Genomic DNA, 24,908 nt, shown 5'->3' with positions numbered 1-24,908 from the left:
CCTTTTTTGTTATTATTCCGATTGAGACACGGAATGGGCCGCATCTTGTGCAAGTGCGGCTGTTGATGCAACCCGTGCCGCCAATTTTTCGGAGAAGCCGGATTCAGCCAGCGTAAATGCCAGTTTGACCGCTGCTGAAACGCCTGTCGCGTCTGCTCCACCATGAGATTTAATGACGGTTCCGTTCAGGCCAAGAAAAACGCCCCCATTCACGCGACGGGGGTCGATCCGCTTTTTCAGACGGTTGAGCGATGTGATCGCAAGGATCGAGGCCAGCCTAGACAGGGGGGAATACTTGAACGCCTGCCGCAAAAGATCTCCGATCAGGTTGGCAGTGCCTTCGCCGGTTTTGATCGCGACATTGCCTGTGAACCCGTCCGTCACGATCACATCGGCCTTGTCGCCGGGGATATCACTGCCTTCGACAAAGCCCACGAACTCAAAATTCGCCTGATCGGCAAAATCCGAGATCATCGCATGCGCTTCTTTCAGCTCGGCCCGGCCTTTGTGTTCTTCGGTTCCGACATTCAGCAGGCCAATACGGGGGCGGCTGAGCGCCATACCGTTGCGCGCGTAGGAGGCGCCCATCAGCGCATATTGCAGCAGGTCCTTGGCGTCGGCCCGCACATCCGCGCCTACGTCCAACATCACGTTGAACCCCTGCGGATTGCGTGAGGGCCACAGGATCGCGATGGCAGGGCGGTTCACGCCGGGCAGCTTGCGCAGCCGCAGCATCGACATCGCCATCAATGCGCCGGTGTTGCCGCAGGATACCGCGCCATGCGCTTCACCTGCGCGCACCGCCTCAAGCGCGGACCACATTGAGGTGTTCTTGCCGCTGCGCACAACCTGGCTGGGTTTGTCCTCCATCGTGACCACGTCGGGGCAATCACGAAAAACGACGCGCCCATCAAGGACACGCCGTTTGGAAACCAGCTTGCGCAATTCCTGTTCCTGACCGTGCAGGATGAACCCGATCTTCGGGTTCTTGTCCGCAGATTTGGCAATACCCGCCACAACGACGGCAGGGCCCGAATCTCCGCCCATAGCGTCAACCGAGATGATGATCCGTCCGGTTTGCGTAGGCTGATCCGTCATGCCTTGGCCTGCGTCCAATCAGGCTTAGGCCGCGTCTTCGTCCAGGTCGATTTCGTCGGCCTGAGCGACGACTTCGCGATCGTCATAGTGGCCGCAAGAGGCACAAACGTGGTGCGGGCGCTTCAGCTCGCCGCAGTTCGGGCATTCGTTCGGGTTTGCAGCAACCAGAGCGTCGTGTGCGCGGCGGTTGTTGCGACGCGACTTGGAAACTTTGTTCTGTTGGACGGCCATGGTCTCAACCTTTGTCTGATATGGGCTGACAGATTCGCTGTCAGCCGGGTTACGTACTTTGTTTTCTCGTGGTTTGACGCGCGTTTAAGGGGCTCGCCCCGCAATGTCCAACCCTAAATCCGATGAGCGCGCGAAAATACTGCGATTCTCGTCATGTTCAAGCGGTTTTTCTGACGGCCTGCTATGACAGGAAATCCCCCGCCTGTCACTCGTCTTTTTTCAGCGCATCCCGCAGCCCCGCCAGGCCGGCAAAGGGTTTGACATCCTCATCCGTCAGGGCCTGTTTGCCCGGTTCGGTATAGTCGGATTGGCCCAGTTCAGCACCGTCTTTGCGCGGATATTGGGGCAGGGCCAGCGACAGGGCTTCAACCATGATCAAGGCAGGATCGATTTCGGGGCCAAGCGGTTCAGATTCATCATCTTCGGGGATTTCGAACTCTGGCTCGTCCGGATCGGTCCAGTTGGCCAAAAAGATGCGACTCACCGGGACATCTATGCGCGTGGTCACAGGTTCCAGCGTCACGACGCAGGGCTGGATCACCGTCGCGCCCAGCTTTCCGGTAAGCGCCCAGTCACGTTTACCCTGCGCATGCAGCTCGCCTACAAAGCTGAGTTTGCGCAAACCCAGCAGGCCAAGCTCCAGTTTGATCGCCTCAAGTGCCTCGCCGGTCGGGCGCAAATCAAACGGTGTCGGAGCGTTTTGCGGCAGGTCCGCGACGCGCAAAGATGTCTGGTTGCTCATTCGTGAGGTTTTCCTGTGTTGAACCGGGACTGCGGTTTGATGTAATCGGATAGGGTCCGCAAGGGGCCAAGGCAAGAGGGTGTGCATGTTGAAGGGTGTGAACAGGTTGAAACCAGCGTCGAAAACGCTTGTCTTTGCGGCCTGTCTGGCAGTCGCAGGCGCATGTACGCCGATCTTTAAGAATCACGGCTATGTGCCGCCGCCAGAAGATCTGGCCAAGATCAAGGTCGGTGTCGATACGCGTGAAACCGTGGAAGAGGCCGTTGGCGCACCCAGTTCAGCAGGTGTGGTACGGGATTCGGGTTACTATTATGTTGCCTCGCGCATCCGTACGTCCGGGCCCAGACGGCCCAAGGTCGTCTCGCGCGAGCTGGTTGCGATCAGTTTTGATCAGCGCGGCGTTGTGCGCAACATCGAACGGTTCGGGCTTGAGGATGGCTATGTCATCGTCCTCGACCGCCGTGTGACCGATTCCAACATCGAGGACAAAGGATTCTTGCGTCAGTTGCTTGGCAATATCGGCAACTTCAATCCGGCGAATATCCCAGGGGTCTCCAACTAAGTCGCTCAACACGCTTGCAGGTTCACGGGGCAGTCACACATACTGTGCTAGGGACCAGACAGATGCGAACCGGTCTGCAACCGCGGAGGGTGCGACGATGGCTGATTTGTTGAACAGGGGCCGCTATCGCGCCCGGCTGGCTCAGACCGGGCGGGACATAGCGGCTGCGCAAGCCCTGCGCACGCTGGCGTTTGGCACCTCCCAGACGGATCATGACGCATATGACGCCCGATGTGCGCATGTTCTGATTGAAGATATGCATGCAGATGGTCATCTGGTCTGCTGTTTTCGAATGCTGACGATGCAGGATGGTTCCGAGATCGGGCAGAGCTATTCGGCGCAATTCTATGATTTGTCAGCGTTAAATGACTTTACCAACCCTATGGTTGAGATGGGCCGTTTCTGCATTCACCCCGATTGGACCGATCCCGATATCCTGCGTGTCGCATGGGGCGCGATGACGGCATATGTGGATCAGAACGGGGTTGAGATGCTGTTTGGCTGCTCGTCCTTCGCGGGGACCGAGACGGCCGAGTATCTGGATGCGTTTGCCATGCTGAAACATTGTCATCTGGCACCCAAGCGCTGGTTGCCGCGGGTGAAGGCACCGGATGTGTTTCGCTTTGCCGCGCGCCTGCGTCGTCGTCCGAATGTGAAACAGGCGATGCTGCGGATGCCGCCTTTGCTGCGGACCTATCTGATGATGGGGGGATGGGTCAGCGACCATGCCGTGGTGGATCGGCGTATGAACACGCTGCATGTGTTTACGGGGCTTGAGATCGGAGCGATTCCCCCAGCCCGCAAACGCTTGCTGCGGGCGGTGGCCGGGTGATCCGAGTATTTCGGAAAAGGTGAAGCAGGGGCGTTGACGCGTTGCCTTGGCCGGTTTAGCTGGCGGGCATGGCGAGAATTCCTTTGTTGCAGATGTCCGGCATTTCCCTGACTTTCGGGGGCGATCCGGTGTTTTCCGAACTTGATCTGGTGGTTCAACCCGGTGACCGCGTGGCGCTGGTGGGGCGAAACGGATCCGGAAAATCGACCCTGATGAAAGTAATGGCAGGGCTGGTCGAGGCGGATCAGGGGGATATTGTGATTCCGCCCGGTAAATCCGTGGGTTACATGGAGCAGGACCCGGGAATGGAAGGGTTCGCGACGCTGGGCGACTACGCCTCCAGCGGGTTGGAGCCCGGTGAGCTGTACAAGGTGGAACGCGCTGGAGAGGGCCTAAAATTCGACCCGGATCGCGCGGTCGAGACCGCCTCGGGCGGCGAGCGGCGGCGGGCGGCGTTGGCCAAGCTGATGGCCGAAGCGCCGGACCTGATGCTGCTGGACGAGCCGACCAACCATCTGGATATCGAGGCGATTGCCTGGCTGGAGCGTGAGTTGGGCGCGACGCGTGCGGCCTATGTTCTGATCTCGCACGACCGGGCGTTTCTGCGCGCACTGACACGAGCAACGTTGTGGATTGATCGCGGCGTTGTGCGGCGGCAGGAGCAGGGCTTTGCAGCCTTCGAGGGCTGGCGCGACAAGGTCTGGGAAGAGGAGGATCAGCAGCGCCACAAGCTGAACCGCCTGATCAAGTCCGAGGCGCGATGGGCCGTTGAAGGCATCAGCGCGCGACGCAAGCGCAATCAAGGCAGGGTGCGCGCCCTGCAAGCCTTACGGGCCGAGAAAGCGGCGCAGATCAAGCGTCAGGGCTCGGCGGCTATGGCATTGGAATCAGGTCCTAAATCCGGTCGCAAGGTGATTGAGGCCAAGGGTGTTACCAAGGCTTTTGGCGCACAGCAGATCGTTCGGAATTTTGACCTTTTGGTGCAGCGCGGTGATCGGGTGGCCTTTGTCGGACCCAACGGTGTAGGCAAAACGACGCTGCTGAAAATGCTGCTGGGTCAGGTTGAACCGGATGAAGGCAACATCTCTCTGGGCACAAATCTTGAGATCGCGGTGTTTGATCAGACCCGTGCGCAGCTCGACCCTGAAATGACGCTGTGGGACAGCCTGACCGGTGATCCCGAGATGCGGGTTTCGGGCAAGGCTGATCAGGTGATGGTGGGTGGGCAACCCAAGCATGTGGTGGGCTATCTCAAAGAGTTTCTGTTCGATGAACGGCAGGCAAGAGCGGCTGTTAAGTCCTTGTCCGGAGGGGAAAAAGCGCGATTGCTGTTGGCCAAGCTGATGGCGAAACCGTCGAACCTTCTGGTGCTGGATGAACCGACAAACGATCTGGATGTCGAGACGCTGGATCTGCTTCAGGAATTGCTGGACGACTATGACGGCACCGTGCTGCTGGTCAGCCACGACCGGGATTTTCTGGACCGTGTCGCCACGACGACAATCGCGATGGAGGGCACCGGACGGGCAACCGTTTATGCCGGTGGCTGGTCTGACTACATCGCGCAGCGCGGTGATGTTTTTGAGAAAAAAGAAGAGAAAACAAAGACGTCGAAGCCGAAGGTGAAGCAAGAAGCCAAGCCAAAGGTAGGGCTGTCCTTCTCGGAGAAACACCGGCTTGAGAAACTGCCTGCCGAGATCGCGCGGCTTGAGGCTGAGATCGCCAAGCTTGAGGAACTGATGTCAGACCCCGAGCTGTTCACGCGTGAGCCGGTGAAGTTCCAGAAAGCCACCGATGCCCTAGTCGAGCGGCAGGAAAAGCTGTCGGCGGCCGAGGAAGAGTGGCTGATGCTGGAGGAGAAGGCCGAGGCCGGATAGTCCGTGTTGTACATCCTGAAATCGCTCAGGTGTCCGAGTTGTACAACTTTTTCTGTAAACGAGTGGAAAACAGATTCTATCCGCGCGCGGTGATCGGACGGGCCGGGTTGCCCACAACCGTTTCATCGGGTGCCACCGATTTCGTCACCACGCTGCCCGCGCCGATGATGGCGCGGTCACCGATTGAAACACCGGGCAGTATGATGGCCCCGCCGCCGATCCAGACGTTTTCCCCGATGGTGACCGGGTGGGCGATCTCAAGACCCTGCGCGCGCCGGGTCGAATCTTGGGCATGTTCAGCGCAGTAGATCTGGACTTTGGGTCCCAGCAAGGTTCCGTTGCCGATCCGCACAGGGGCGGTGTCCAATATGGTGCAGCCGGCGTTGAAATAGACCCGGTCGCCCAGCGACAGGTTGATCCCATAGGCGCAGTGGAAGGGGGCCTCGATGAAGCAGTCCTGCCCAATCTTACCAATCAGTGCGGCCAGTTCATCTGCCATGGCACCGCGATCATCGGGTGGGCAGGTGTTGTGGGCATGAACAGCGCGGCGCGCGGCCTGGCGCATCTGCTCTAGTTCAGGATCGAGGCAGGTGTACCACTCACCTGCCGCCATTTTCTGCCGCTCGCTCATGCCATCAGGGTTAACGCATCCGCAGGGCGCCGTCGATGCGGATGACCTCGCCGTTCAGATAGCCCATCTCGACGATGAACCCGGCCAACCGTCCATATTCGCGCGGATCGCCCAGACGGGGCGGGTTGGGGACGTCGGCGGCCAGTTGTTGCTGCACTTCTTCGGGCAGTCCGGCCAGCATCGGGGTCATGAAGATACCCGGCGCGATGGCCATGACACGGATGCCGGTCGAGGCCAGATCGCGTGCCATCGGCAGCGTCATCCCCACAATGCCACCTTTCGAGGCCGCATAGGCCGCTTGACCCTTCTGCCCGTCAAAGGCCGCGATTGATGCGGTGTTGATGATCACGCCGCGCGCGCCATCGGATTCGGGGTCGTTCTTCGCCATTTCAGCGGCGGCGAGGCGCGAGACGTTGAAACTGCCGACCAGATTGATGTCGATGGTGCGTTGAAAAGCGTTGAGAGGGTGGGGGCCGTCTTTGCCGACCGTCTTGGCCCCGATCGCGATACCGGCGCAGTTCACGGCGGCGGTGATCTTGCCCATCGACTGGACAGCCTGTTCGATGGCAGCGGCAACCGATGCCTCGTCGGTCACGTCAGTCTGCACGAAATGACCGCCGATCCCGGCAGCGACCTGCGGGCCACGCTCGGCGTCGCGGTCGAGGATTGTGATCTGTGCGCCCTGTTCGGCGAAATGGCGGGCGGTGGCCTCACCTAGGCCGGACGCGCCGCCGGTGATGACCGCTGCGGTGGTGGATAGCTGCATGGCCGGTTCCTCTCTCGGATATGAACGATTGTTCAATAACTGCAAGACCCGCATCCTGTCTACTGTTTTGAGCGTGCCGAGGTGCCAAACGACCGTTCACGCGAGGGTCGCCGTTTCGTGAATGAACAATCCGTTCCGACCACGTGTTTGACACTCAGGAGGTACCGATATGGTTATGTTAACGAATGCGAAGCGTGCACTGGGCGCGATGGTAGCGGCTCCTGTTTTGGGGGTATTGATGGTTGGCAGTGTGGCTGCCGCGCCGGAGGTGTGCGATGGACGCACGGCGCGGGATTTGGCCAATGCCGGAGACTATGCGGGGCTGTGCGACTGTGCGCAGGTGACCCCGAGCTTTCTGAAGCGGCTTCAAAGGCGGTCGGATTTCGAAACAGTTCTGGGGGTCACGGGTGCGCAATGCCCGGGGCTGGCGGGGCTGCTGACCGATTTGCCAACCGCCAGTATTTCAGCAGCGACATCGCGTGGCGAGGACCGAAGCTCTGACGGCAATGGCGTTGGTGATGGCGGTGCAGGCGGCGGAGGCGCTGGCGGCGGCGGCGGAGGTGACGGTGGCGATGGTGGTGCCGGAGGTGATGGTGGCGATGGCGGTGCCGGAGGCGACGGTGGCGATGGCGGTGCCGGAGGTGATGGTGGCGACGGCGGTGCCGGAGGTGACGGTGGCGATGGCGGTGCCGGAGGTGACGGTGGTGACGGCGGCAAACCGGGCGGAAAGCCTGGCGGTAACGACGGCGCAAAGAAAAGTGGCAATGATCGCGCGGATAAAGCGCGCGCCAGAGCCGACAGGGCGCGAGCCGGTGCAAGGGCAGCGGCAGCGAATGCGAGATCCCGTGCCGACGCCGCCAGAGGCAAAGGCAAGGGTAAAGGTAAAGGTAAGGGCAAAGGCCGCAAGTAAGGCGAAGGCCGGGTGCCCATCAATTCGCGCAATTGCCGAAGCAAAAAAGGAAACGGCCACCTCATGCAGGTGGCCGTTTTTTCTTTGTGGCAGTTGGAGTTAGCCCAATTGCACCAGTGCGTGGCGTTTCTTGCCCGCGCTCAGCTTGATCGGAGAAGACAGCGCGCCAGCGTCGATCATCAGACCGGCATCGGTCAGCGGGGTGTCGTCCAGCTTGGCGCCGTTTTCGGCGATCAGGCGCTTGGCCTCTTTGCCGGATTTCGCCAGACCCGATTTCACGATGATCTGGACGATGGACATGCCATCACCCAGCTCATCCATGCTGAGCGTGAGGGTCGGGAGATCACCGCCCACACCGCCTTTTTCGAACACTTCGCGCGCGGTGGCCTCGGCGTTCGCGGCCGCCTCGGCCCCGTGCAGCAGGGTCGTGACCTCGTTGGCGAGGCGGATCTTGGCTTCGTTGATCTCGGACCCTTGCAGCGCGCCGAGACGGTCACACTCATCCACCGGCAATTCGGTATAGAGCTTGAGGAACCGCCCCACATCCGCATCAGTGGTGTTGCGCCAGAACTGCCAGAATTCATAAGGAGACCGCATCTCGGCGTTCAGCCAGACTGCGCCGTCCTGCGATTTGCCCATCTTCTTGCCGTCGCTGGTGGTCAGCAGGGGCGAAGTCAGACCATAGATCTCGTGATCCAGCACGCGGCGGGTCAGGTCGATGCCGTTGACGATATTGCCCCACTGGTCACTGCCGCCCATTTGCAGAACACAGCCATAGCGGCGGTTCAGCTCAAGGAAGTCATAGGCCTGCAGGATCATGTAGTTGAATTCGAGGAAGCTGAGCGATTGCTCGCGATCCAGCCGCGATTTCACGGATTCAAACGAAAGCATCCGGTTGACCGAGAAATGCCGCCCGATATCGCGCAGGAAATCGAGGTAATTCAGATCGTCCAGCCACTCGGCATTGTTCAGCATCAAGGCCTTGTTCTCGGCCTCGGTGTCGTAGTCGATATAGGCCGCAAACACCTTTTTGATGCCTGCGATGTTTTCGTCGATCTGTTCGGGGCCCAGCAGGGGGCGTTCATCGGCGCGGAACGAGGGGTCACCCACTTTGGTGGTGCCGCCGCCCATTAGAGTGATCGGCTGGTGACCGGTTTTCTGGAACCAGCGCAGCATCATGATCTGGATCAGGCTGCCCACATGCAAGGACTTGGCCGTCGCATCAAAGCCGATATAGGCCGGTTTGCACCCACTGATCAGCGCGTCGTCAAGGCCCTGATAATCGGTGCAGTCGGCAAGAAAGCCGCGCTCGATCATCGTGGCGATGAAATCCGATTTTGGGTGGTAGGTCATGACGCTCAACAGGCCTTGTGTTCTGGCCCTCTTAGCAAGGGCTGGTGTAAATTATCGGTCAGCAAAAATCTAACTTGACCCGCTTGGCTGCACGAAGGAGCAACTTTCGTGCAACCGGGTTCTAAATCCCTATGGTTCGAGGATTTGTCAACATCGCCTCGCTTGAAAAGGTATGAGTTCCTTGAAGCTTTGCGTTGTCAAAGCTATCGGGCTGAGGCACCCCGATAGCATCGTATCATTCAACTCGCTTCGGCCCTGAGGCAGTTTCTGCGACATCCTGCAGACAGATCATCAATTGCCGATGCTCGGAAGCCTCTCAACCAGAATTTCCCCCACGACTGCGTGGCCCTGTGGCGATAGATGGCCGTCATATCGCCAATACAATTGATGCCTCTGCAAGCCGCGCTGATGAAACATTGGCAACAGGTCGATGGTTTCGATGTCCTGGGTTTGAAGGAACTCAACAACTTCCTGGTAGTACGTTCCATCAAATGAAAGCGATCGTGGCGGTGGTATTAGGACGACAACCAGACGATAGCCGTGCTCGGCTGCATGCATTTGCCATGTACGAAAGGCTTGCTGGTTCGGGCCCGAAATCGGCTGGTCGCGATAAGGAAACACCTTTGTGGATGGCGCTGGCCTGTTCGTCGGTGGTTCGCCGTAGATCTTTTGTCCGTTATAGTCGATTGCGGATGCCAAGTTCTCTGCTGCATCGTTGCGGGAACCCGTGATCGCATCGAGTATGCGATTCAAAATATTTGCGGATAACGAATAGCATTGCACCATGATCGAGAGTGAAGCGCCGCAGGATACCGAGCTGGGTGGTGATGCCAACGCCGCTTGCAACTTGTCGTTCAGCCATTCGCCGTCGACTTCGATAGGAGCGCCGTTTGAATCGAAGTAGCGTTTATGGACCAACCATCCATCCAGGACGGTACTGTCGGGGTAGAGATAATCGCCGACGACGTCATTTTCGAAGAAGGATAGAACCACCGTCTCGGGGTATCGGCCGATCTGTTCGGTCAGATTAACAAACTTGTCGAACTGATGCAGCGTCGAAGTCGAGGAAACGCCGCACTTGAGCGATGGCACGCCGCTGCTTTCTTCGAACTTGTCGGAGAACCGCTCTCCGAACGGGGTGAATCCCCAAGTGAAACTGTCCCCCGCGAAATATATGTAATTCTCCGGGATTTCTGTCCACTGCTTATCAAAACAACCCATGGAATTGGAGTGGATGGGGTAGCTGATTTCAGGCAGATGGTGAATTGTTTCGCGGTTGGCGGCGATATCGAAGCCGCGGTCAGATTGGGCTTCGTAATAGTTCTGGGGATAAGACGCCGGTTTTCCCGTATATGTGTCCGCCTGCCGGTAGTAGTGGTATTGCCACGCGATCGAGTTCGGAACGAAGAAATAGGCAGCAATATCAAAGAGTACGAGAACAAACACCAATAGCAATAGCTGGCCTGCGAGAAATTTCATTGTCTTTGCTATTCGACCGACCGAGGATTGCATGTCTTGCTTTCTCCGAATTCAAAAGTAGTTCTAGGTATTTGCAGAATTTCACCAAAGCATCGGTGTGGTTCTTTCCGGATGTAAGGGCGGCATCATCGCATTGCGCTTTCTCGCGAAGGCGACCTTTCGAAAGCAGGGAGAATGGGCACAGAAATAGGACATATGCGTCGAGATATTTCGGAGGCGCCGCGCAAAACTGCATATCACCTCAACATTGTAGCGATTTGCATTTGACCCCCTTGCAATGCACCGCTCGCTAATTGAGGCGAACATACGAAATACCGGCAACAAATGCGTCAAGGCCCGATGACCGCGCGTAGTAGTACAAATCACTGGTCTTATTGATGAACCCGGCGTTTTTGAAGTTCAGCGAGGTGTTGCAGAGGACGCCAACACCGGAAAGCGCCTTGAACTCGGTGAGAAGATTGTAAAGCACAGGGTTCTGATCCCGATTTACAGTCTGAACACGCGCCGAGGCGTCAACGTGACGTACCGCCTTCAAGGCCGGGTTGGTGGTATTCTGAAAATACAGCATATGAGGCGATGGTCCCGACCAGTCGAAGTGCTCGGAGATATCCTCTTCAAGGCAAACCGGAGCTACCGGGGCATCGTCGGCGCGCCCTTTGATCCTGTTCAGGCGGGTTCGGTTTTCGGCCTTGAAAGGGGATGCGAAAATAGATCGGTTCCCGAGGGCACGAGGCCCAATTTCGCAACACCCTGCCGCCCAACCGACAACCTTGTCTTCATACAGGTCTGCAGCGATTTCCCGGAGGTTCAATTCGCCGACCGTAGTCTCTGGCATGTCGATACGGTCATCTACGAAGGGCTGACCACAATAGACCGACCAATCAAGCTTGGCGCATCCACTATAATGGCGCATGGCGTCGACGGCAGTCCCAATCGAGCTGCCGGAATCGCTGGTGCAGGGCGGGACAAAGACATCGCGAAACAGACCACACTCGCGCCATCGCGTGTTCCAGTTACAGTTGAGGCCACAATCACCTGAAATCAGCAAAGGATAACCTTTGTTCAGATGAGTCTTCGCGAACTCAAAAAAAGCGTTGTAAATGGCGTCGGAGTACTTTGCGGCCAGGTTCCTGAAGCGGCTCGAGTCGATGCCGATATTGTGGAAAGGCGATGATGCGAAATCGCTTTTGCTTGGGGTGAATGACGCCTTGTCCTGGTAGAGCAACTGAGCGATCAAAGTTTCGGCATCGGTGTCTTGCGCATGGGCGTCCCCGATAGCACCCGCTGCCATCAGCTTGCCCGGTGCTTTCTTGCTGAAACCATCGTGGGCGTGCAACCGTTCAGGATCGGCCAGATCAAGAAGAAACGAATACCTGAGCCAAGGTTTCGCCATGACCTGACCAAGGTGGCGAATGTTCAGATCTGCATCAATTTCATAGAAATCGCCAAGTGCTTCCTCCCAAACAAGCGCATAGCAAGGTTCGCCCTGTTCGAACGGAGACAAGGCATAAGCGCTCCAGATATGGGATCTTTCGTGGGTTGAAGAATAGAAGTCGATTGTTCTTCCAAAGAACGTTTTTTTGCCAACCACTTCGGAACGGTTGCCGAGGCCCTGATGACCGGCACCGGTTAATGTCGCGTGGCCATTTGCCGTAGATGACCACCCGCTGAGCGCCAGGACATCCGGCAAATCCTTGAACCATGTCGCGGCGTCGATAAACGTGTCCGGATTGACTGCAGAGCTTCTGGGATAGCTATCTTTTTCAGCCTCATATGAGAACAAAAGCTCTTTCTTGTCGGTATCAATACCAGCGATGGTGCCATCGTGCCCGGGTTTAAAGGAAAGAACTTTCATAATAACTCACTCGCAAAATCATATTTCGAGCAAGCGTATTGAGGAATGTATGGCTTAATCAAGTATTGTTGACACCCAAAGGTGACAAACCCAACGATTAGTGGCAACGAATTGGCGCAGCTTGTGTTGATCGAGCTTTTGCATTCAGGGCAGTAGAGGTTGCTGCCTCCGCTGTCAGAGCGCCATCATCGCGATGGAGAATTCTGGATCAATTTTCCAGATCGCTCGGGATTGTCGTTCCTTTGGAGACATTGATTTCACATTCATAGATACTGTTTGCAAGAATCCGCTCTGCTGTTGTACTAGGGTTCTGTGTTATTTTTTTCGAGTGCTTCATTCTTGGCTTGGATCGTTTTTATCGTCGGCCTTGACACAATTTGAAGAAAGGGTCGTGCGTGTCAGACATAGCATCCCATTCAGAAGTAGAAATCGGTTCTGAACGCAGCTTTGGTCTTGTGTTTGCGGCTGTGTTCATGATCATTGCATTGTGGCCATGGGTCATTCATGGGAACCCGGTTCGACTTTGGGCCATCGCGATTGCAGCTGTGTTCCTGGCCGCTGCCTTTTTCGCGCAGCCCCTTCTGAAGCCCCTCAATAAGATCTGGTTCAAGTTCGGAATGCTGCTGAGCATGATCGTCTCACCGATCGTTATGGGCATCATTTTTTTCGTGACTGTCACGCCGATTGGACTGATCCGCCGTCTGAAGAATCCAGATCCGTTGAAACAGAAATTTGACGGTGATGCGGACAGCTATTGGATCGTGCGCGAAGCGTCTTCATCGGATTCGATGCGCAAGCAATTTTAGTATTTAGCGGAGTTTACCTATGTCTTTTGTCGCCGAGCTTTGGGAATTCATGAAGGTCCGAAAGAAGTTTTGGCTGTTGCCCATTCTCTTGATGATGGTGCTTCTGGGTGGTCTGATCGTTCTGACCCAAGGTTCAGCGATTGCTCCGTTCATCTATACAATCTTCTAAATCGCCTTTTGGGTGAGAAGACTGGCGGAATGGTTTACCAGATTATTAACCTTTGGAAGGGTAGAGCGTCATGACGGCGATACTTGGTGTTTCGGCTTTCTATCATGATAGCGCGGCGGCCATTCTCGTGGACGGCGAAGTTGTCGCGGCAGCGCAAGAAGAGCGATTTACGCGCAAGAAACACGATGCCGGATTTCCACATGAGGCCATCGCCTATGTGCTTGAAGAGGCGGGAATGTCCTTGTCCGATGTCGATCATCTGGCGTTCTACGACAAGCCTTTCCTGAAGTTTGAACGTCTGCTTGAGACTTATGTCGCCAACGCACCGCGCGGTTTCAAAAGTTTCCACCTCGCGATACCGGTCTGGATCAAGGAAAAGCTCTTTCAGAAAGATCTGATGCTGAAGGAACTGAACAAGATCGAGAAGGGCACCAAAAAGACGTTTCGCAATCGTCTGCTCTTTGCCGAGCATCACATGAGTCACGCGGCTTCGGCCTTTTATCCATCGCCTTTTGAAGAGGCCGTTGTCCTTACGCTGGACGGTGTTGGCGAGTGGGCGACGACCACCGTGGCCATCGGGCGCGGTAAAGATCTGGAAATGGTGAAGGAGATACACTTTCCCCATTCGCTCGGGCTGCTTTACTCTGCCGTGACTTATTACACGGGCTTTCGGGTGAACTCGGGAGAATACAAGGTCATGGGGTTGGCTCCTTATGGCGAGCCGCGGTTCAAAGACCTGATGCTTGATAAGCTGATCGATCTGAAACCTGACGGGTCTTTTCGTTTGAACCAAGAGTACTTTAACTACGCCACTGGTCTGACCATGACCAATGAGAAGTTCTCCCAGCTGTTCGGACGACCAGTTCGCAAACCTGAAGAAGATCTGCTGGACCAGTTTCACATGGATATGGCGGCGTCGGTTCAGGCGGTGACCGAAGAGATTGTCATGACGATGACTCGTAGTCTTGCCAAAGAGTACGACATCCCAAATCTCTGCATGGCGGGTGGTGTTGCCCTGAACTGCGTGGCGAACGGCAAAATCCTTCGCGATGGGGCATTCAAGGATGTCTGGATACAACCCGCTGCAGGAGATGCAGGCGGGGCACTGGGAGCAGCCTATGCGGCCTGGCATCAGGAACTTGGACACGAACGCAAGGTTGCATCGGGTCGCGACGGCATGCGCGGCAGCTACCTGGGCCCGGTTTTCTCGCAAAGCAATATCGAGGAACGCATCGCAAAGGTCGGCGCAAAGTTCACGACAGTTTCCGAAAGCGAGATGATTGAAACAACCGCGACTGCCCTTGCCGAAGGAAAAGCGGTTGGTTGGTTCAACGGCAGAATGGAATTTGGGCCGCGCGCACTTGGTGGTCGTTCCATTTTGGGTGATCCGCGCTCGGCTTCGATGCAGAAGACGCTGAACCTAAAGGTGAAATTCCGCGAAAGCTTCCGACCCTTTGCCCCCTCTGTCTTGCGCGACGACATGGCTGATTGGTTCAATTTGGACTATGATAGCCCCTACATGCTGCTTGTCGATCACGTACGAGAGGACAAGCGGCGCGAAATGACCGACGACGAACAGAACCTGTTCGGGATCGATAAGCTCAACGTGAAACGTTCGGAAATCCCGGCGATCACGCATGTTGATTACTCGGCACGTATTCAAACCGTGCATGAGGATACGAACCCGCTGTATCACAAAGTCATATCTGCCTTTAAGGACAAGACCGGTTGCCCGGTTGTGGTGAATACATCTTTCAATGTCCGCGGTGAGCCGATCGTGTGCACTCCGGAAGATGCCTTCCGATGCTTCATGGGAACTGACATGGATATGCTCGTGGTTGGGAATTCGATCCTGCGCAAAGATGATCAGGATCCGGCCTTGTCAGAAGACTATAAAAACAAGTATGAGCTCGACTAAATGGGTCAAAGCCGGTGCGCCGGTCAGGAACATTGGCAGATCCAACTGACAATCTTGCACTAGATTGCCGTTCATAAATCAATCGATTGTTGGCAACGCGAAGGTACCGCTAAGCGCGCTATCCAAGTGTGCGGTAGGTTTTGGATATGCCGTGCCAAAGGGGCTGATGTTGCGGGACGCCGGGACTGAGCAAACCGGATAGGGGAAAGGTGCGTTCTCAGGAAAGCTGGGGGTGCTCTGAAAGACGCTCTGGTCCGGGAAAAATGCGGGATTGGTGACAAGGTGTCTTGTCAGCCTCGGTGAGATGCGGGCAGGTTGAGGCCATTGCATCGTCTGGTTGAGTGGCTGTCAGAGGTCAGGCCGAAGGCGGGCTGGATAGAGCAGGAGAAACGCGTGAGCCGGAGCAACGGGAAAACAGGGCCGATCCGGGCGCTGGGGGCGATGTCTGGAACCTCGCTGGATGGCGTGGATGCGGCGGTGGTTGAAACCGACGGGCAGCGTATTTTCGGATTTGGCGACAGCCGGTATCGCGCGTATTCCGAGGAGGAACGTGCCACGTTGCGGGCGGCGCTGGGGCAATGGCACGGGCCCGAGGTTGAGGCGGCCGGAGAACTGGTAACCCTTGCTCATGCCGAGGCTTTGGCCGAGTTCGAAGATGTAGATCTGATCGGCTTTCACGGTCAAACTCTGGCGCATGAGCCACGCGGGCGCGGCACGTTGCAGGTGGGCGATGGTGTGGGCCTGTCGCAGGCTTTAGGTCTGCCCGTCGTCTGGGATTTCCGCAGCGATGATGTCGCTTTGGGTGGCGAAGGTGCACCGCTGGCTCCATTCTTTCATTTCGCCTGTGCCAAATGGATTGGCGCCACGGAACCCTTGTGTTTTCTGAACTTGGGCGGGGTTGGGAATTTGACCTATGTGGACCCCTCGTTCGATGGGCCGGAGGCGCCGGGGGCGTTGCTGGCCTTTGATACCGGACCCGCGAATGCGCCGGTCGATGATCTGATGCAGGCACGGCTTGGGTTGCCGATGGATCGGGACGGTGCCTTGGCGCGCGGGGGTACGGTGGAAACCGGCGCGTTGGAGCTGTTTTTGGCTGAACCGTTTTTCAACCGGATGCCGCCGAAGTCTCTGGATCGCAACGACTTTGCCGAGATGATCGGATTGGTGCAGGAACTGAGCGATGCGGATGCGGTGGCGACACTGACCGGCATGTGCGCAGCGGGTGTGGTGCAGGGGATGGAGCATTGTCCCAGACCGCCCGCGCGGATGTTGGTCACCGGCGGAGGACGGCGTAATCCGGTGCTGATGGAGATGCTGCGGGTTGCGCTGGATTGCCCGGTGGAACCGGTCGAGGCGGTGGGTCTTGATGGCGACATGCTGGAGGCGCAGGCTTTTGCCTATCTCGCAGTACGTGTCGCGCGCGGGATGCCGACCTCGTGCCCCGGAACGACTGGGGTAAGCGCGCTTGTGGGGGGCGGGGTTGTGTCGTCTCCGGCGCGCGGGGCTGTGGTGAGCGGGTAGGGGGCTCTGCCCCCGTCGCTGTGCGACTCCCCCGGGATATTTTGGGCCAGATGAAGAGCGGATCTATTGCTTTGTGTTTAGGTTGCACCAAGGCATCGAAACACGCGTTTTAGCGCCTAAGGGTTCGGGTGTAGTCTATCGAGAATTCTGCGTATCCGTTTGAGGTGGTTTTCAGGTGGGCCTGGGTCCAGTTGTGGAAGGCTGGCAGTTGGTGGAACGGTACGTTTGGGAAGGCGTGGTGTTCTGCGTGGTAGGGCATATTCCAGGCGATGAACCGGATCAGGCGGTTGGTGAAGGTGGTGCGGGAGTTTTCCAGCATATTCGCCACAGGCGGGCAGAGGCCGTGTTCTGCAAGCAGGTAGAGGCGCAGGAAAGGCTGGCCGATCAGAACGGGCAAGAGCCAGAGCCAGAAAAGTACCGGTGTGAAGAACAGGCTGAGCGCGGCGAGGAGGTAGAGGGTGAGAAGTAGTCGTGCCTCGCCCCTTATGGCGCGGTGCTGGCGGGGCGGCAGGTAGGGGGCGCTGACACGGCCCAGAGCATTTTGGATCAGCGTGTGCGCCATGCCTGACCAGTAGGGCCCACCGCTGAGATAGATCAGTAGGCTCGGCCAATTGTCCGGGCGGGGTTTACCTGCAAGTTCAGGGTCTTTGTCGGGGTGATTGGTCCATTTGTGGTGGGCTAGGTGAAAGTAGCGGAACCATGTGAAGGGCAACGCGATGGGGATCGAGACCACGTGGCCGACCGCGTCGTTGATCCAGCCCGTGCGGAACGGTGTCTTGTGGGTACATTCGTGGCTGAGGGTGAAGAGGAAGACCAGCAATATGCCTTGTGGGAGAAGCAAGAGCGGCCAGAGAGGGACCTGCAGCAGGATGCCGGTTGAGGTGAGGCCGAGAGCCACGAGGTAGAGCGCGAGGTGGATCAGGCCTGCGCTGTTGGAGCGCTGTTGCAGCTGGGTTTTAACCTCGGGTGGCAGGGTTGCTATGAGGCTGCGGTGATCCACCCGGTCAGCCTCTGACGATATCGAAACCGGGGGCGGCGAGGGTGAAGCCGTCGAACTCGAAACCCGGAGATACGGTACAGCTGACCAGCGTGTAGTTGCCGGTGCTGCGGGCGGCTTGCCAGTGGTTCTTTGGCACGATCAGTTGCGGTACGCCTTGGGTCAGGTCCGGGGTCAGCAGGTGATCGATCGCGGGGCCATCATCGGATGCGCTGAGCGACAGGATCAGCGGGGCGCCGGCGTGGTAGAGCCAGATCTCGGTCGCGTCGACGCGGTGCCAGTGGCTGCTTTCACCCTCGGCCAGCAGGAAGTAAATGCAGGTACCGGTGGCGCGGCCTGCGTTATCGGCGCGCCAGGTTTCGCGAAACCAGCCGCCCTCGGGGTGGCGTTGCAGGTTGAGGCGGTCGATGATGTCTTGCGCGGTCATGGCAATCCTTCGTGGGGTTGGTGCGATTATGCACGGGCGGGTGCGATCCGCTATGGCATTTGCGTCTGCACAGCATATGTTTGCCGCATGACACTGACGATCCCTTTCGACAACAGCTATGCCCGTCTGCCCGATGCGTTTTATGCGCGGCAGGCTCCGGTTCCGGTGCGCGCGCCGCGCTTGGTTGCATTCAACGCTGATCTGGCGCGGTTGCTGAGGATTTCGCCGGGCGAGGTCGAGGAGATGGCGGAGGCTTTTGCGGGTAACACCGTGCCCGAGGGGGCACAGCCGCTGGCGCAGCTGTATTCCGGGCATCAGTTCGGGTCCTACAATCCTCAGCTGGGGGATGGCCGGGCCGTGCTGTTGGGGGAGACGGTCGGTGAGGACGGTGTGCGCCGTGATATTCAGCTGAAGGGGTCTGGCCCCACGCCTTTTTCGCGGCAGGGCGACGGACGGGCCTGGCTTGGGCCGGTGTTGCGGGAATATGTGGTCTCTGAAGCGATGCATGCGCTGGGCATTCCAACCACGCGGGCATTGGCTGCGGTGGAGACCGGAGAGATCGTGCTGCGTGAGGGGGCGATGCCGGGTGCGGTTCTGACGCGGGTGGCGCAGAGCCATCTGCGGGTGGGCACGTTTCAGGTTTTTGCCGCGCGCGGGCAGTTGGAGAGCCTGAAGCGGCTGACGGAATATGCGATCCAGCGGCACTATCCCGAGGCTGAAGGGCCGATGGGTCTGTTGCGTGCAGTGCGCGATGCACAGGCGCGGTTGATAGCGCAGTGGATGAGCGTTGGCTTCATTCATGGGGTGATGAACACGGACAATTGCTCGATCGCGGGTGAGACCATCGATTATGGGCCATGTGCCTTCATGGACAGCTATCATCCGAACACGGTCTACAGCTCGATTGATCGGATGGGGCGCTATGCCTATTCTAACCAGCCCGAGATTGCGGTGTGGAATCTGGCGCAGCTGGCGACGGCACTGATCCAGCAGTATAAGGATAAGGAGGCAGCTGTCGAGGAGGCAACCGAGATCGTGCATGCCATGCCCGATCTGATGCAGGAGCACTGGCTGCAGCGGTTCCGGGCCAAGATCGGGCTTACCCGGGCTGAGGAGGGCGATCTCGAGATGATCTCGGACCTGCTGACCCGGATGGCGCAGAACAGTGCTGATTTCACCAATACATTCCGGGCGCTGGGCGGGGATCGCGCGCGCGACCAGTTCACCGATCCGGCGGCTTATGATCAATGGGCCGAGGGATGGCAGGCGCGGGTGCAACGCGAAGAGGCTTCGGCGGAGGTGATGGTTGCAGCGAACCCGGCGTTCATTCCCCGCAATCACCGGGTCGAGCAGATGATCCAGGCGGCGGTGCAGGGGGACTACGCCCTGTTCCAGCGGCTGAATGATGTGCTGTCACGGCCTTATGAGGATCAACCGGAAGCCAGTGACCTGAAACGCCCACCGGCTGAGAGTGAAGTGGTGCATGCCACGTTCTGCGGGACCTGATCCAGATTTATTTCCGCACGATTTCGAGCACTGCGGCGCTGACGATCAGCACAGCGCCCAACAATTCGCGCAATCCGAAGGGTTCGCCCGCGAACGCCGCTGCTGATGCGAGGCCGACGACGACCTCGCTCATCAACAGCAATCCGACGCGACCGGGCGAGAGTTTTGTGGCGGGCCAGATGGTCATGTAGACCATCGGCAGGGTGTAGAACACGGACAGCAGGACAAGTTGCAGCACCCAAAGGGTGTCTTCCGGCGCGATGGCAGGCAGCATGGGGGCTTCCAGAAACACCAGGCTGATCAGAGACAGGATTATGGCGCCCAGAACAAAGGCGAAGACCTGCCCGAAAGCCGACACTTGCACGGTCCGGTACAGGCCCATGGTTCCCAGTGCCCAGCAGATACCCGAAGCCAGGGCGAGCCAGTCACCGATATTGCTGGGCCAAGGCACAATGCCACTGTCGCCCAGAACGATGAACAAACCGACCATACCGAAGACAAGGCCAAAAAACCGCTGCCAGCTGAGGCGTTCTCCGAGAAAGAGCAGCCCCAGAAGTGTGCTCCAGATCGGTGTCAGGTAAAACAGCAGGATCGAGCGCACGACATCGGTATAGACGAGGCTGATGGAGTACAGGCTGAATGCGGCACCGGTGAACACGCCGCTGAGCAGCAGCCCGCGCCACTGCAGGGCCAATTGACGACGTTCGCGCCAGATCAGCGGGAGCAGACCAAGCAAGGCGACGCTGTACATCGCGATCCCCGGCCACGGACCGGTGAGCCCGAGGTCCAGAAAGAAACGTACGGGGATCCAGTAGAGGCCCCACATCATCCCTCCGATCACGAGGACGATGCTTGCCTTGGTCAAATCGCGTCCGGGGGCTTCGGTGGAAACCATGTTGGCTCGGGTCCTTTGTCTCGCAAGATAATCAGGCATTAAAGCTGTGTACGGTGAGTGCAAGCTTTTTGCGCAGAATGCTTAAGGTGGTGAATGCAGGCGAGAACCATAAGACAGTTTTTGCGGCTTCGACTTGCGATTGCCGGGTTTCATGGCAATCTAAGGTCCAAACGGAATTCGGATACTTATGACCCAGACCCTGCGCCTTGCGAGCTACAATATCCAGAAATGCCTGGGCCTCGATTTCCGGCGGCAGCCGCAGCGGATCATGCAGGTCATCGACAGCATGCAGGCCGATATCGTGGTGCTGCAGGAGGCGGACAAGAGGCTGCCTCCGCGCCCGGCCGCCCTGCCGCATTTCATGCTGGATGAGGCGGGTTGGCAGATCGTCGATCTGGGCGGCGCGGGCAGTCTGGGCTGGCATGGCAACGCGGTGATCTGGCGCGGGGATGCGATTACGGTTCGGCAGACCGGGCATCATGAGTTGCCGGGGCTGGAGCCCCGGGGGGCCGTGCGGGTGGAGTTTGATACGCAGATCGGCCCATTACGTGTGATGGGGATGCATCTGGGGTTGTTGCCCGCGTCGCGCCGTCAGCAGATCACCCATATCCGGCGATGTGATTCTGATCTGGACGAGATGCCCACGGTCTGGGCCGGAGATTTCAACGAATGGTCGCGCCAACCCGTGTTGGATCATCTGGCCCCGGACATGCAGTTCCTACCTCCGGTGCCCAGCTTTCCTGCGGCGCAACCATTGGGCGCGCTGGACAGAATCGCGCTTGGGCAAGGGCTTGAGGCCACTCTGCACGGGGTGCATGACGCGCGACCGGCGCATATCGCCTCGGACCATTTGCCGGTCTGGGCAGACCTGCGCCGCGCGGCCTAGCGCAAAATCGTCGGTGGCGCAGCGCGCGCGGACATATTAAGACAGAAGTCCGAACAGTTCCGGGGGTCACCATGTCCGATACGATTATCGCCCGTTGCGAGGCCAAAGGCCTGCGCATGACCGGTCAGCGCCGGATCATTGCCCAGGTATTGCAACAGAGCGAAGATCACCCGGATGTCGAGGAGCTCTATGCCCGTGCCTCGGCTGAGGATGCGGGGATCTCGATCGCCACCGTCTATCGCACCGTGAAGCTGTTCGAAGAGGCCGGGATTCTGGAGCGTTTGGAGTTCGGCGATGGCCGCGCGCGCTATGAGGATGCCGAGCGTGATCACCATGATCATCTGATCGATATGCAGTCGGGCGAAGTGATCGAATTTGTCGATCCCGAGATCGAGGCCTTGCAGGAAAAGATTGCGGCCAAGCTGGGTTACAGGCTGAAGGGCCACCGGCTTGAGCTGTACGGGGTACCGTTGGACAAGGACTGACCCATCACGAAATGCGATAGGTCGACACACGGGAAATCATCAAACAGGTCGCAATTCGACTTGCGAGGTCGCAGTCAATCCGGTTTTGCTGCGGCAAGGGCCCCACGGTTCCCGGCCTTCTCTGATGGAAACGCGCATGAATAACGTAAACGGCATCCTGCTGCTTGTCGGATCGATGGCAGCCTTTGCGATCGAGGATATGTTCATCAAGTACCTGTCGGTCACTGTGCCGACCGGGCAAATCCTGATTGCGCTGGGCGTTGTCTGCGGCCTGGCCTTTGCGTTGTTGTCAGTGGCGACGCGCAGACGGATCTTCGATCCGGCTGCATGGAAGCTTTTGCCAATTGCCCGCGCCGCGTCCGAGGGGGTGGGTGCGGTGCTGTTCGTGACCGCGCTGTCGTTGATCGATCTGTCTACGGTTGCGGCGGTGTTTCAGGCCTTGCCGCTGGTCGTGACCATGGGCGCTGCGTTGTTTCTGGGCGAAAAGGTCGGCTGGCGGCGGTGGAGTGCGATTGGTGTCGGCTTTGTCGGTGTTTTGATGATCATCCGTCCGGGGCTAGAGGGGTTCCAGCCGGAAACGCTGCTGGTCGTTGCGACCGTCGTCTTTATCGCCGCGCGCGACCTGATCACGCGCAGGCTGGATGCGCGGATCGCGTCCACCGTTGTTGCGATGCAAGCCTATATCGCCGCGACACTGGCCGGGCTTGTGTTGATGCTGTCTACCGGGCAGTCCTATGCCCCGGTCCAGGCGGCGCAGGTCGGGCCTTATCTGGCCGCAGTGGTGTTCAGCATGTTGGGCTATTACGGCATCGTGGCGGCGATGCGGGTGGGCGAGGCTTCGGCCATGATGCCGTTCCGCTATACGCGCCTTGTGTTCTCGATGATCGCGGGTGTGCTGATGTTCAACGAGCGGCCTGATGCGATGACCCTGGCGGGGGCCACGTTGATCATCGGGTCGGGTCTTTACACCTTTGTCCGCGAACGCCGTCTTGCGCGCGAGATGGTTCCAGCCTGATCAGTGTTGGCGCAAACAGAAAACTGTTAGCCCTAAAGGCAGGAAAATATACGTGTTAGCGATAACGTGACCGGTTTACTTTTCGCCGGTTGCTGTTATGAGGCGTGCAACTGATTGCAGCCACAGGGACGGGCCTCATGAGCACCATCATCGACATCCACGCACGCGAAATCCTGGACAGCCGGGGCAACCCGACGGTTGAGGTTGATGTGATTCTGGAAGACGGCACCATGGGTCGCGCCGCTGTGCCCTCGGGTGCGTCGACCGGCGCCTATGAGGCGGTCGAGAAGCGCGACGGCGACAAGGCGCGCTATATGGGCAAGGGCGTGCTGGAAGCGGTTGCTGCCGTGAACGGCGAGATCGCCGAGGAACTGGTGGGCTTTGACGCAACCGAGCAGGTGGCTATCGACCAAGCGATGATCGAGCTGGATGGCACCGAGAACAAGGGTCGTCTGGGCGCAAATGCCATTCTGGGCGTCTCGCTGGCGACCGCGAAGGCGGCAGCGGATTTCACCACGCAGCCTCTGTACCGCTATGTCGGCGGCACCTCGGCGCGCATTTTGCCGGTGCCGATGATGAATATCATCAACGGCGGTGAGCACGCGGACAACCCGATCGACATTCAGGAATTCATGATCATGCCAACCTCGGCTGCGAATATCCGCGAAGCTGTGCGCATGGGGTCCGAGGTGTTTCACACGCTGAAGAAAGAGCTTTCGGCGGCTGGTCTGGCCACCGGTGTGGGTGACGAGGGCGGATTTGCGCCCAACATCGCATCGACTCGCGAGGCGTTGGATTTCATTCTGAAGTCCATCGAAAAGGCGGGCTACAAGCCGGGCGAAGAAATCCACCTGGCCTTGGATTGTGCGGCGACCGAATACTACAAGGACGGCAAGTATGTCTTGTCGGGTGAGGGCAAGACCCTGACCTCGGAAGAGAACGCGGCTTATCTGGCCGCGCTGGTTGCAGACTACCCGATCATCTCGATCGAAGACGGCATGTCCGAGGATGACTGGGACGGCTGGAAAGCGCTGACCGACGCGCTTGGCAATGAAGTGCAACTGGTGGGCGACGACCTGTTTGTTACCAACCCCGAGCGTCTGGCCGAAGGCATTGACCGGGGATGCGCCAACTCGATGCTGGTCAAGGTGAACCAGATCGGATCGCTGACCGAGACGCTGCGTGCCGTCGATATGGCGCACCGCGCGCGGTATACCAACGTGATGTCGCACCGCTCGGGCGAGACCGAAGACGCCACCATTGCCGATCTGGCTGTGGCGACCAATTGCGGTCAGATCAAAACCGGCTCGCTGGCGCGGTCGGACCGGTTGGCCAAGTATAACCAGCTGATCCGTATCGAGGAATCGCTGGGTGAGGTCGCGGAATATGCGGGCGCGTCGATCCTGAAGCGCTGAGCGCACCGCACCTTTTTGAACCAGATCAGGCCCCGGCTTCCACGCCGGGGCCATTTTTTTCTTTGCGTAATCCTCGATCTGTCTAAGCTGAGCATCACAGGTCACAGTGCTGTGGCTGTTGGGAGAGGACGTCTTATGACCACATTCAAACACATCACTGGCGCGGCGGCGCTATTGATCCTGCCTCAGATCGCGCTGGCCGAACGTCCGCCCGAAACGGTGTGCCAGAAGATGGTTGAGGGCGATCCCAGCGGGCAGATCACCATGGAGGAATGCCTGTGCACCTATAACGTCGCCGACACGGTTCTGGACGATGATATCAAGGCGCTTTTGTTCCAATCCTGGTATACTGGCGAGAACGTGACCGCGCAGTTGGAGGCGCTGCCTGAGCCCAAACGCGTGCAGCGTCAGTTCAAGACCATGGAGCGGACGTTCAAGAAAAACTGCCTCTGAACGGCGTATAATACCTACATAAAAATCATTATGTGTGAACTTGTTCCTATTGCCGTCAGGTAAGGCGCGGTAGTCTGCC

The 24,908-nt window shown here is 58.3% G+C and carries 25 protein-coding genes; 14 read left to right on the top strand and 11 right to left on the bottom strand.

Annotated elements, in window-relative coordinates; genetic code table 11:
* Positions 1-12: 12 nt before the first annotated feature.
* From plsX to ACR0IV_RS05895, 3 genes are all read right to left on the bottom strand, one after another.
* On the bottom strand, positions 13-1,098 hold the full coding sequence (gene plsX / locus ACR0IV_RS05905) for a phosphate acyltransferase PlsX (protein WP_480657412.1): 1,086 nt from the start codon (positions 1,096-1,098) through the stop codon (positions 13-15).
* A gap of 24 nt (positions 1,099-1,122) precedes the next feature.
* The gene (gene rpmF, locus ACR0IV_RS05900) at positions 1,123-1,329 is read right to left on the bottom strand and encodes a 50S ribosomal protein L32 (RefSeq protein ID WP_008756996.1); all 207 of its coding nucleotides are present in this window, start codon (positions 1,327-1,329) and stop codon (positions 1,123-1,125) included.
* Positions 1,330-1,534: 205 nt separating this feature from the next.
* The gene (locus ACR0IV_RS05895) at positions 1,535-2,071 is read right to left on the bottom strand and encodes a YceD family protein (RefSeq protein ID WP_480657413.1); all 537 of its coding nucleotides are present in this window, start codon (positions 2,069-2,071) and stop codon (positions 1,535-1,537) included.
* An 85-nt stretch (positions 2,072-2,156) separates the two neighbouring features.
* On the opposite strand from ACR0IV_RS05895, the gene ACR0IV_RS05890 reads away from it, so the two are divergent.
* The 3 genes from ACR0IV_RS05890 (at position 2,157) to ACR0IV_RS05880 (ending at position 5,342) form a co-directional block, all read left to right on the top strand.
* A complete protein-coding gene (locus tag ACR0IV_RS05890; RefSeq protein WP_480657414.1) occupies positions 2,157-2,633 on the top strand; it encodes an outer membrane protein assembly factor BamE in 477 nt (158 codons plus the stop codon).
* A 97-nt stretch (positions 2,634-2,730) separates the two neighbouring features.
* Positions 2,731-3,465, top strand: a complete 735-nt coding sequence (locus ACR0IV_RS05885; RefSeq protein ID WP_480657415.1) for a GNAT family N-acetyltransferase — start codon at positions 2,731-2,733, stop codon at positions 3,463-3,465.
* Positions 3,466-3,533: 68 nt separating this feature from the next.
* The gene (locus ACR0IV_RS05880) at positions 3,534-5,342 is read left to right on the top strand and encodes an ABC-F family ATP-binding cassette domain-containing protein (protein ID WP_480657416.1); all 1,809 of its coding nucleotides are present in this window, start codon (positions 3,534-3,536) and stop codon (positions 5,340-5,342) included.
* A 76-nt stretch (positions 5,343-5,418) separates the two neighbouring features.
* Here ACR0IV_RS05880 and ACR0IV_RS05875 read toward each other — a convergent pair whose 3' ends face one another.
* Both ACR0IV_RS05875 and ACR0IV_RS05870 read right to left on the bottom strand, forming a co-directional pair.
* Complete coding sequence (locus ACR0IV_RS05875; protein WP_480657417.1) at positions 5,419-5,973, bottom strand: sugar O-acetyltransferase; 555 nt, start codon at positions 5,971-5,973, stop codon at positions 5,419-5,421.
* Between the two features lie 10 nt (positions 5,974-5,983).
* Positions 5,984-6,739, bottom strand: coding sequence for a 3-hydroxyacyl-CoA dehydrogenase (locus ACR0IV_RS05870; RefSeq protein WP_480469561.1), 756 nt, complete (start codon positions 6,737-6,739; stop codon positions 5,984-5,986).
* A 169-nt stretch (positions 6,740-6,908) separates the two neighbouring features.
* Here ACR0IV_RS05870 and ACR0IV_RS05865 point away from each other — a divergent pair, with 169 nt between their 5' ends.
* Positions 6,909-7,649, top strand: a complete 741-nt coding sequence (locus ACR0IV_RS05865) for a hypothetical protein (RefSeq protein ID WP_480657418.1) — start codon at positions 6,909-6,911, stop codon at positions 7,647-7,649.
* Positions 7,650-7,748: 99 nt separating this feature from the next.
* Here the strand turns inward: ACR0IV_RS05865 and tyrS are convergent, their stop codons facing one another.
* From tyrS to ACR0IV_RS05850, 3 genes are all read right to left on the bottom strand, one after another.
* Positions 7,749-9,002, bottom strand: coding sequence for a tyrosine--tRNA ligase (gene tyrS / locus ACR0IV_RS05860; protein WP_480657419.1), 1,254 nt, complete (start codon positions 9,000-9,002; stop codon positions 7,749-7,751).
* Between the two features lie 291 nt (positions 9,003-9,293).
* Positions 9,294-10,481 (bottom strand): alginate O-acetyltransferase AlgX-related protein, encoded by a 1,188-nt coding sequence (locus tag ACR0IV_RS05855; protein ID WP_480657420.1) that lies wholly within the window; start codon positions 10,479-10,481, stop codon positions 9,294-9,296.
* A 289-nt stretch (positions 10,482-10,770) separates the two neighbouring features.
* Positions 10,771-12,336 (bottom strand): carbamoyltransferase C-terminal domain-containing protein, encoded by a 1,566-nt coding sequence (locus ACR0IV_RS05850; RefSeq protein WP_480657421.1) that lies wholly within the window; start codon positions 12,334-12,336, stop codon positions 10,771-10,773.
* A gap of 395 nt (positions 12,337-12,731) precedes the next feature.
* Between ACR0IV_RS05850 and ACR0IV_RS05845 the strand changes: the two genes are divergently transcribed.
* The 4 genes from ACR0IV_RS05845 to ACR0IV_RS05830 all read left to right on the top strand — a co-directional run bounded on the left by ACR0IV_RS05845 (position 12,732) and on the right by ACR0IV_RS05830 (position 16,750).
* A complete protein-coding gene (locus ACR0IV_RS05845; RefSeq protein ID WP_480657422.1) occupies positions 12,732-13,142 on the top strand; it encodes an SxtJ family membrane protein in 411 nt (136 codons plus the stop codon).
* Between the two features lie 19 nt (positions 13,143-13,161).
* Positions 13,162-13,311: a DUF5989 family protein gene (locus ACR0IV_RS05840; RefSeq protein ID WP_480469566.1), complete on the top strand. Its 150-nt coding sequence runs from the start codon at positions 13,162-13,164 to the stop codon at positions 13,309-13,311.
* 70 nt (positions 13,312-13,381) lie between these two features.
* Positions 13,382-15,229 (top strand): carbamoyltransferase family protein, encoded by a 1,848-nt coding sequence (locus ACR0IV_RS05835; protein WP_480469567.1) that lies wholly within the window; start codon positions 13,382-13,384, stop codon positions 15,227-15,229.
* A 393-nt stretch (positions 15,230-15,622) separates the two neighbouring features.
* Complete coding sequence (locus ACR0IV_RS05830) at positions 15,623-16,750, top strand: anhydro-N-acetylmuramic acid kinase (RefSeq protein ID WP_480469568.1); 1,128 nt, start codon at positions 15,623-15,625, stop codon at positions 16,748-16,750.
* A 109-nt stretch (positions 16,751-16,859) separates the two neighbouring features.
* Here the strand turns inward: ACR0IV_RS05830 and ACR0IV_RS05825 are convergent, their stop codons facing one another.
* Positions 16,860-17,750 carry a fatty acid desaturase gene (locus ACR0IV_RS05825; protein ID WP_480657423.1) on the bottom strand — a complete coding sequence of 297 codons (891 nt, stop codon included), beginning with the start codon at positions 17,748-17,750 and terminating at the stop codon, positions 16,860-16,862.
* A gap of 4 nt (positions 17,751-17,754) precedes the next feature.
* Positions 17,755-18,174 carry a cupin domain-containing protein gene (locus tag ACR0IV_RS05820; RefSeq protein WP_480657424.1) on the bottom strand — a complete coding sequence of 140 codons (420 nt, stop codon included), beginning with the start codon at positions 18,172-18,174 and terminating at the stop codon, positions 17,755-17,757.
* Positions 18,175-18,261: 87 nt separating this feature from the next.
* On the opposite strand from ACR0IV_RS05820, the gene ACR0IV_RS05815 reads away from it, so the two are divergent.
* Positions 18,262-19,680, top strand: a complete 1,419-nt coding sequence (locus ACR0IV_RS05815; protein WP_480657425.1) for a protein adenylyltransferase SelO — start codon at positions 18,262-18,264, stop codon at positions 19,678-19,680.
* A gap of 7 nt (positions 19,681-19,687) precedes the next feature.
* Here ACR0IV_RS05815 and ACR0IV_RS05810 read toward each other — a convergent pair whose 3' ends face one another.
* Positions 19,688-20,575, bottom strand: a complete 888-nt coding sequence (locus ACR0IV_RS05810; protein WP_480657426.1) for a DMT family transporter — start codon at positions 20,573-20,575, stop codon at positions 19,688-19,690.
* Between the two features lie 187 nt (positions 20,576-20,762).
* On the opposite strand from ACR0IV_RS05810, the gene ACR0IV_RS05805 reads away from it, so the two are divergent.
* The 5 genes from ACR0IV_RS05805 to ACR0IV_RS05785 all read left to right on the top strand — a co-directional run bounded on the left by ACR0IV_RS05805 (position 20,763) and on the right by ACR0IV_RS05785 (position 24,829).
* Complete coding sequence (locus tag ACR0IV_RS05805; protein ID WP_480469573.1) at positions 20,763-21,461, top strand: endonuclease/exonuclease/phosphatase family protein; 699 nt, start codon at positions 20,763-20,765, stop codon at positions 21,459-21,461.
* 71 nt (positions 21,462-21,532) lie between these two features.
* A complete protein-coding gene (locus ACR0IV_RS05800; protein ID WP_480469574.1) occupies positions 21,533-21,946 on the top strand; it encodes a Fur family transcriptional regulator in 414 nt (137 codons plus the stop codon).
* Between the two features lie 136 nt (positions 21,947-22,082).
* Positions 22,083-22,961 (top strand): DMT family transporter, encoded by an 879-nt coding sequence (locus ACR0IV_RS05795; protein WP_480469575.1) that lies wholly within the window; start codon positions 22,083-22,085, stop codon positions 22,959-22,961.
* A gap of 137 nt (positions 22,962-23,098) precedes the next feature.
* A complete protein-coding gene (gene eno, locus ACR0IV_RS05790; protein WP_480469576.1) occupies positions 23,099-24,376 on the top strand; it encodes a phosphopyruvate hydratase in 1,278 nt (425 codons plus the stop codon).
* A 135-nt stretch (positions 24,377-24,511) separates the two neighbouring features.
* A complete protein-coding gene (locus tag ACR0IV_RS05785; RefSeq protein ID WP_480657427.1) occupies positions 24,512-24,829 on the top strand; it encodes a hypothetical protein in 318 nt (105 codons plus the stop codon).
* Positions 24,830-24,908: the final 79 nt, after the last annotated feature.

The organism is Ruegeria sp. C2 (assembly GCF_056537765.1).
This window is presented reverse-complemented; position numbering and strand designations above follow the sequence as displayed.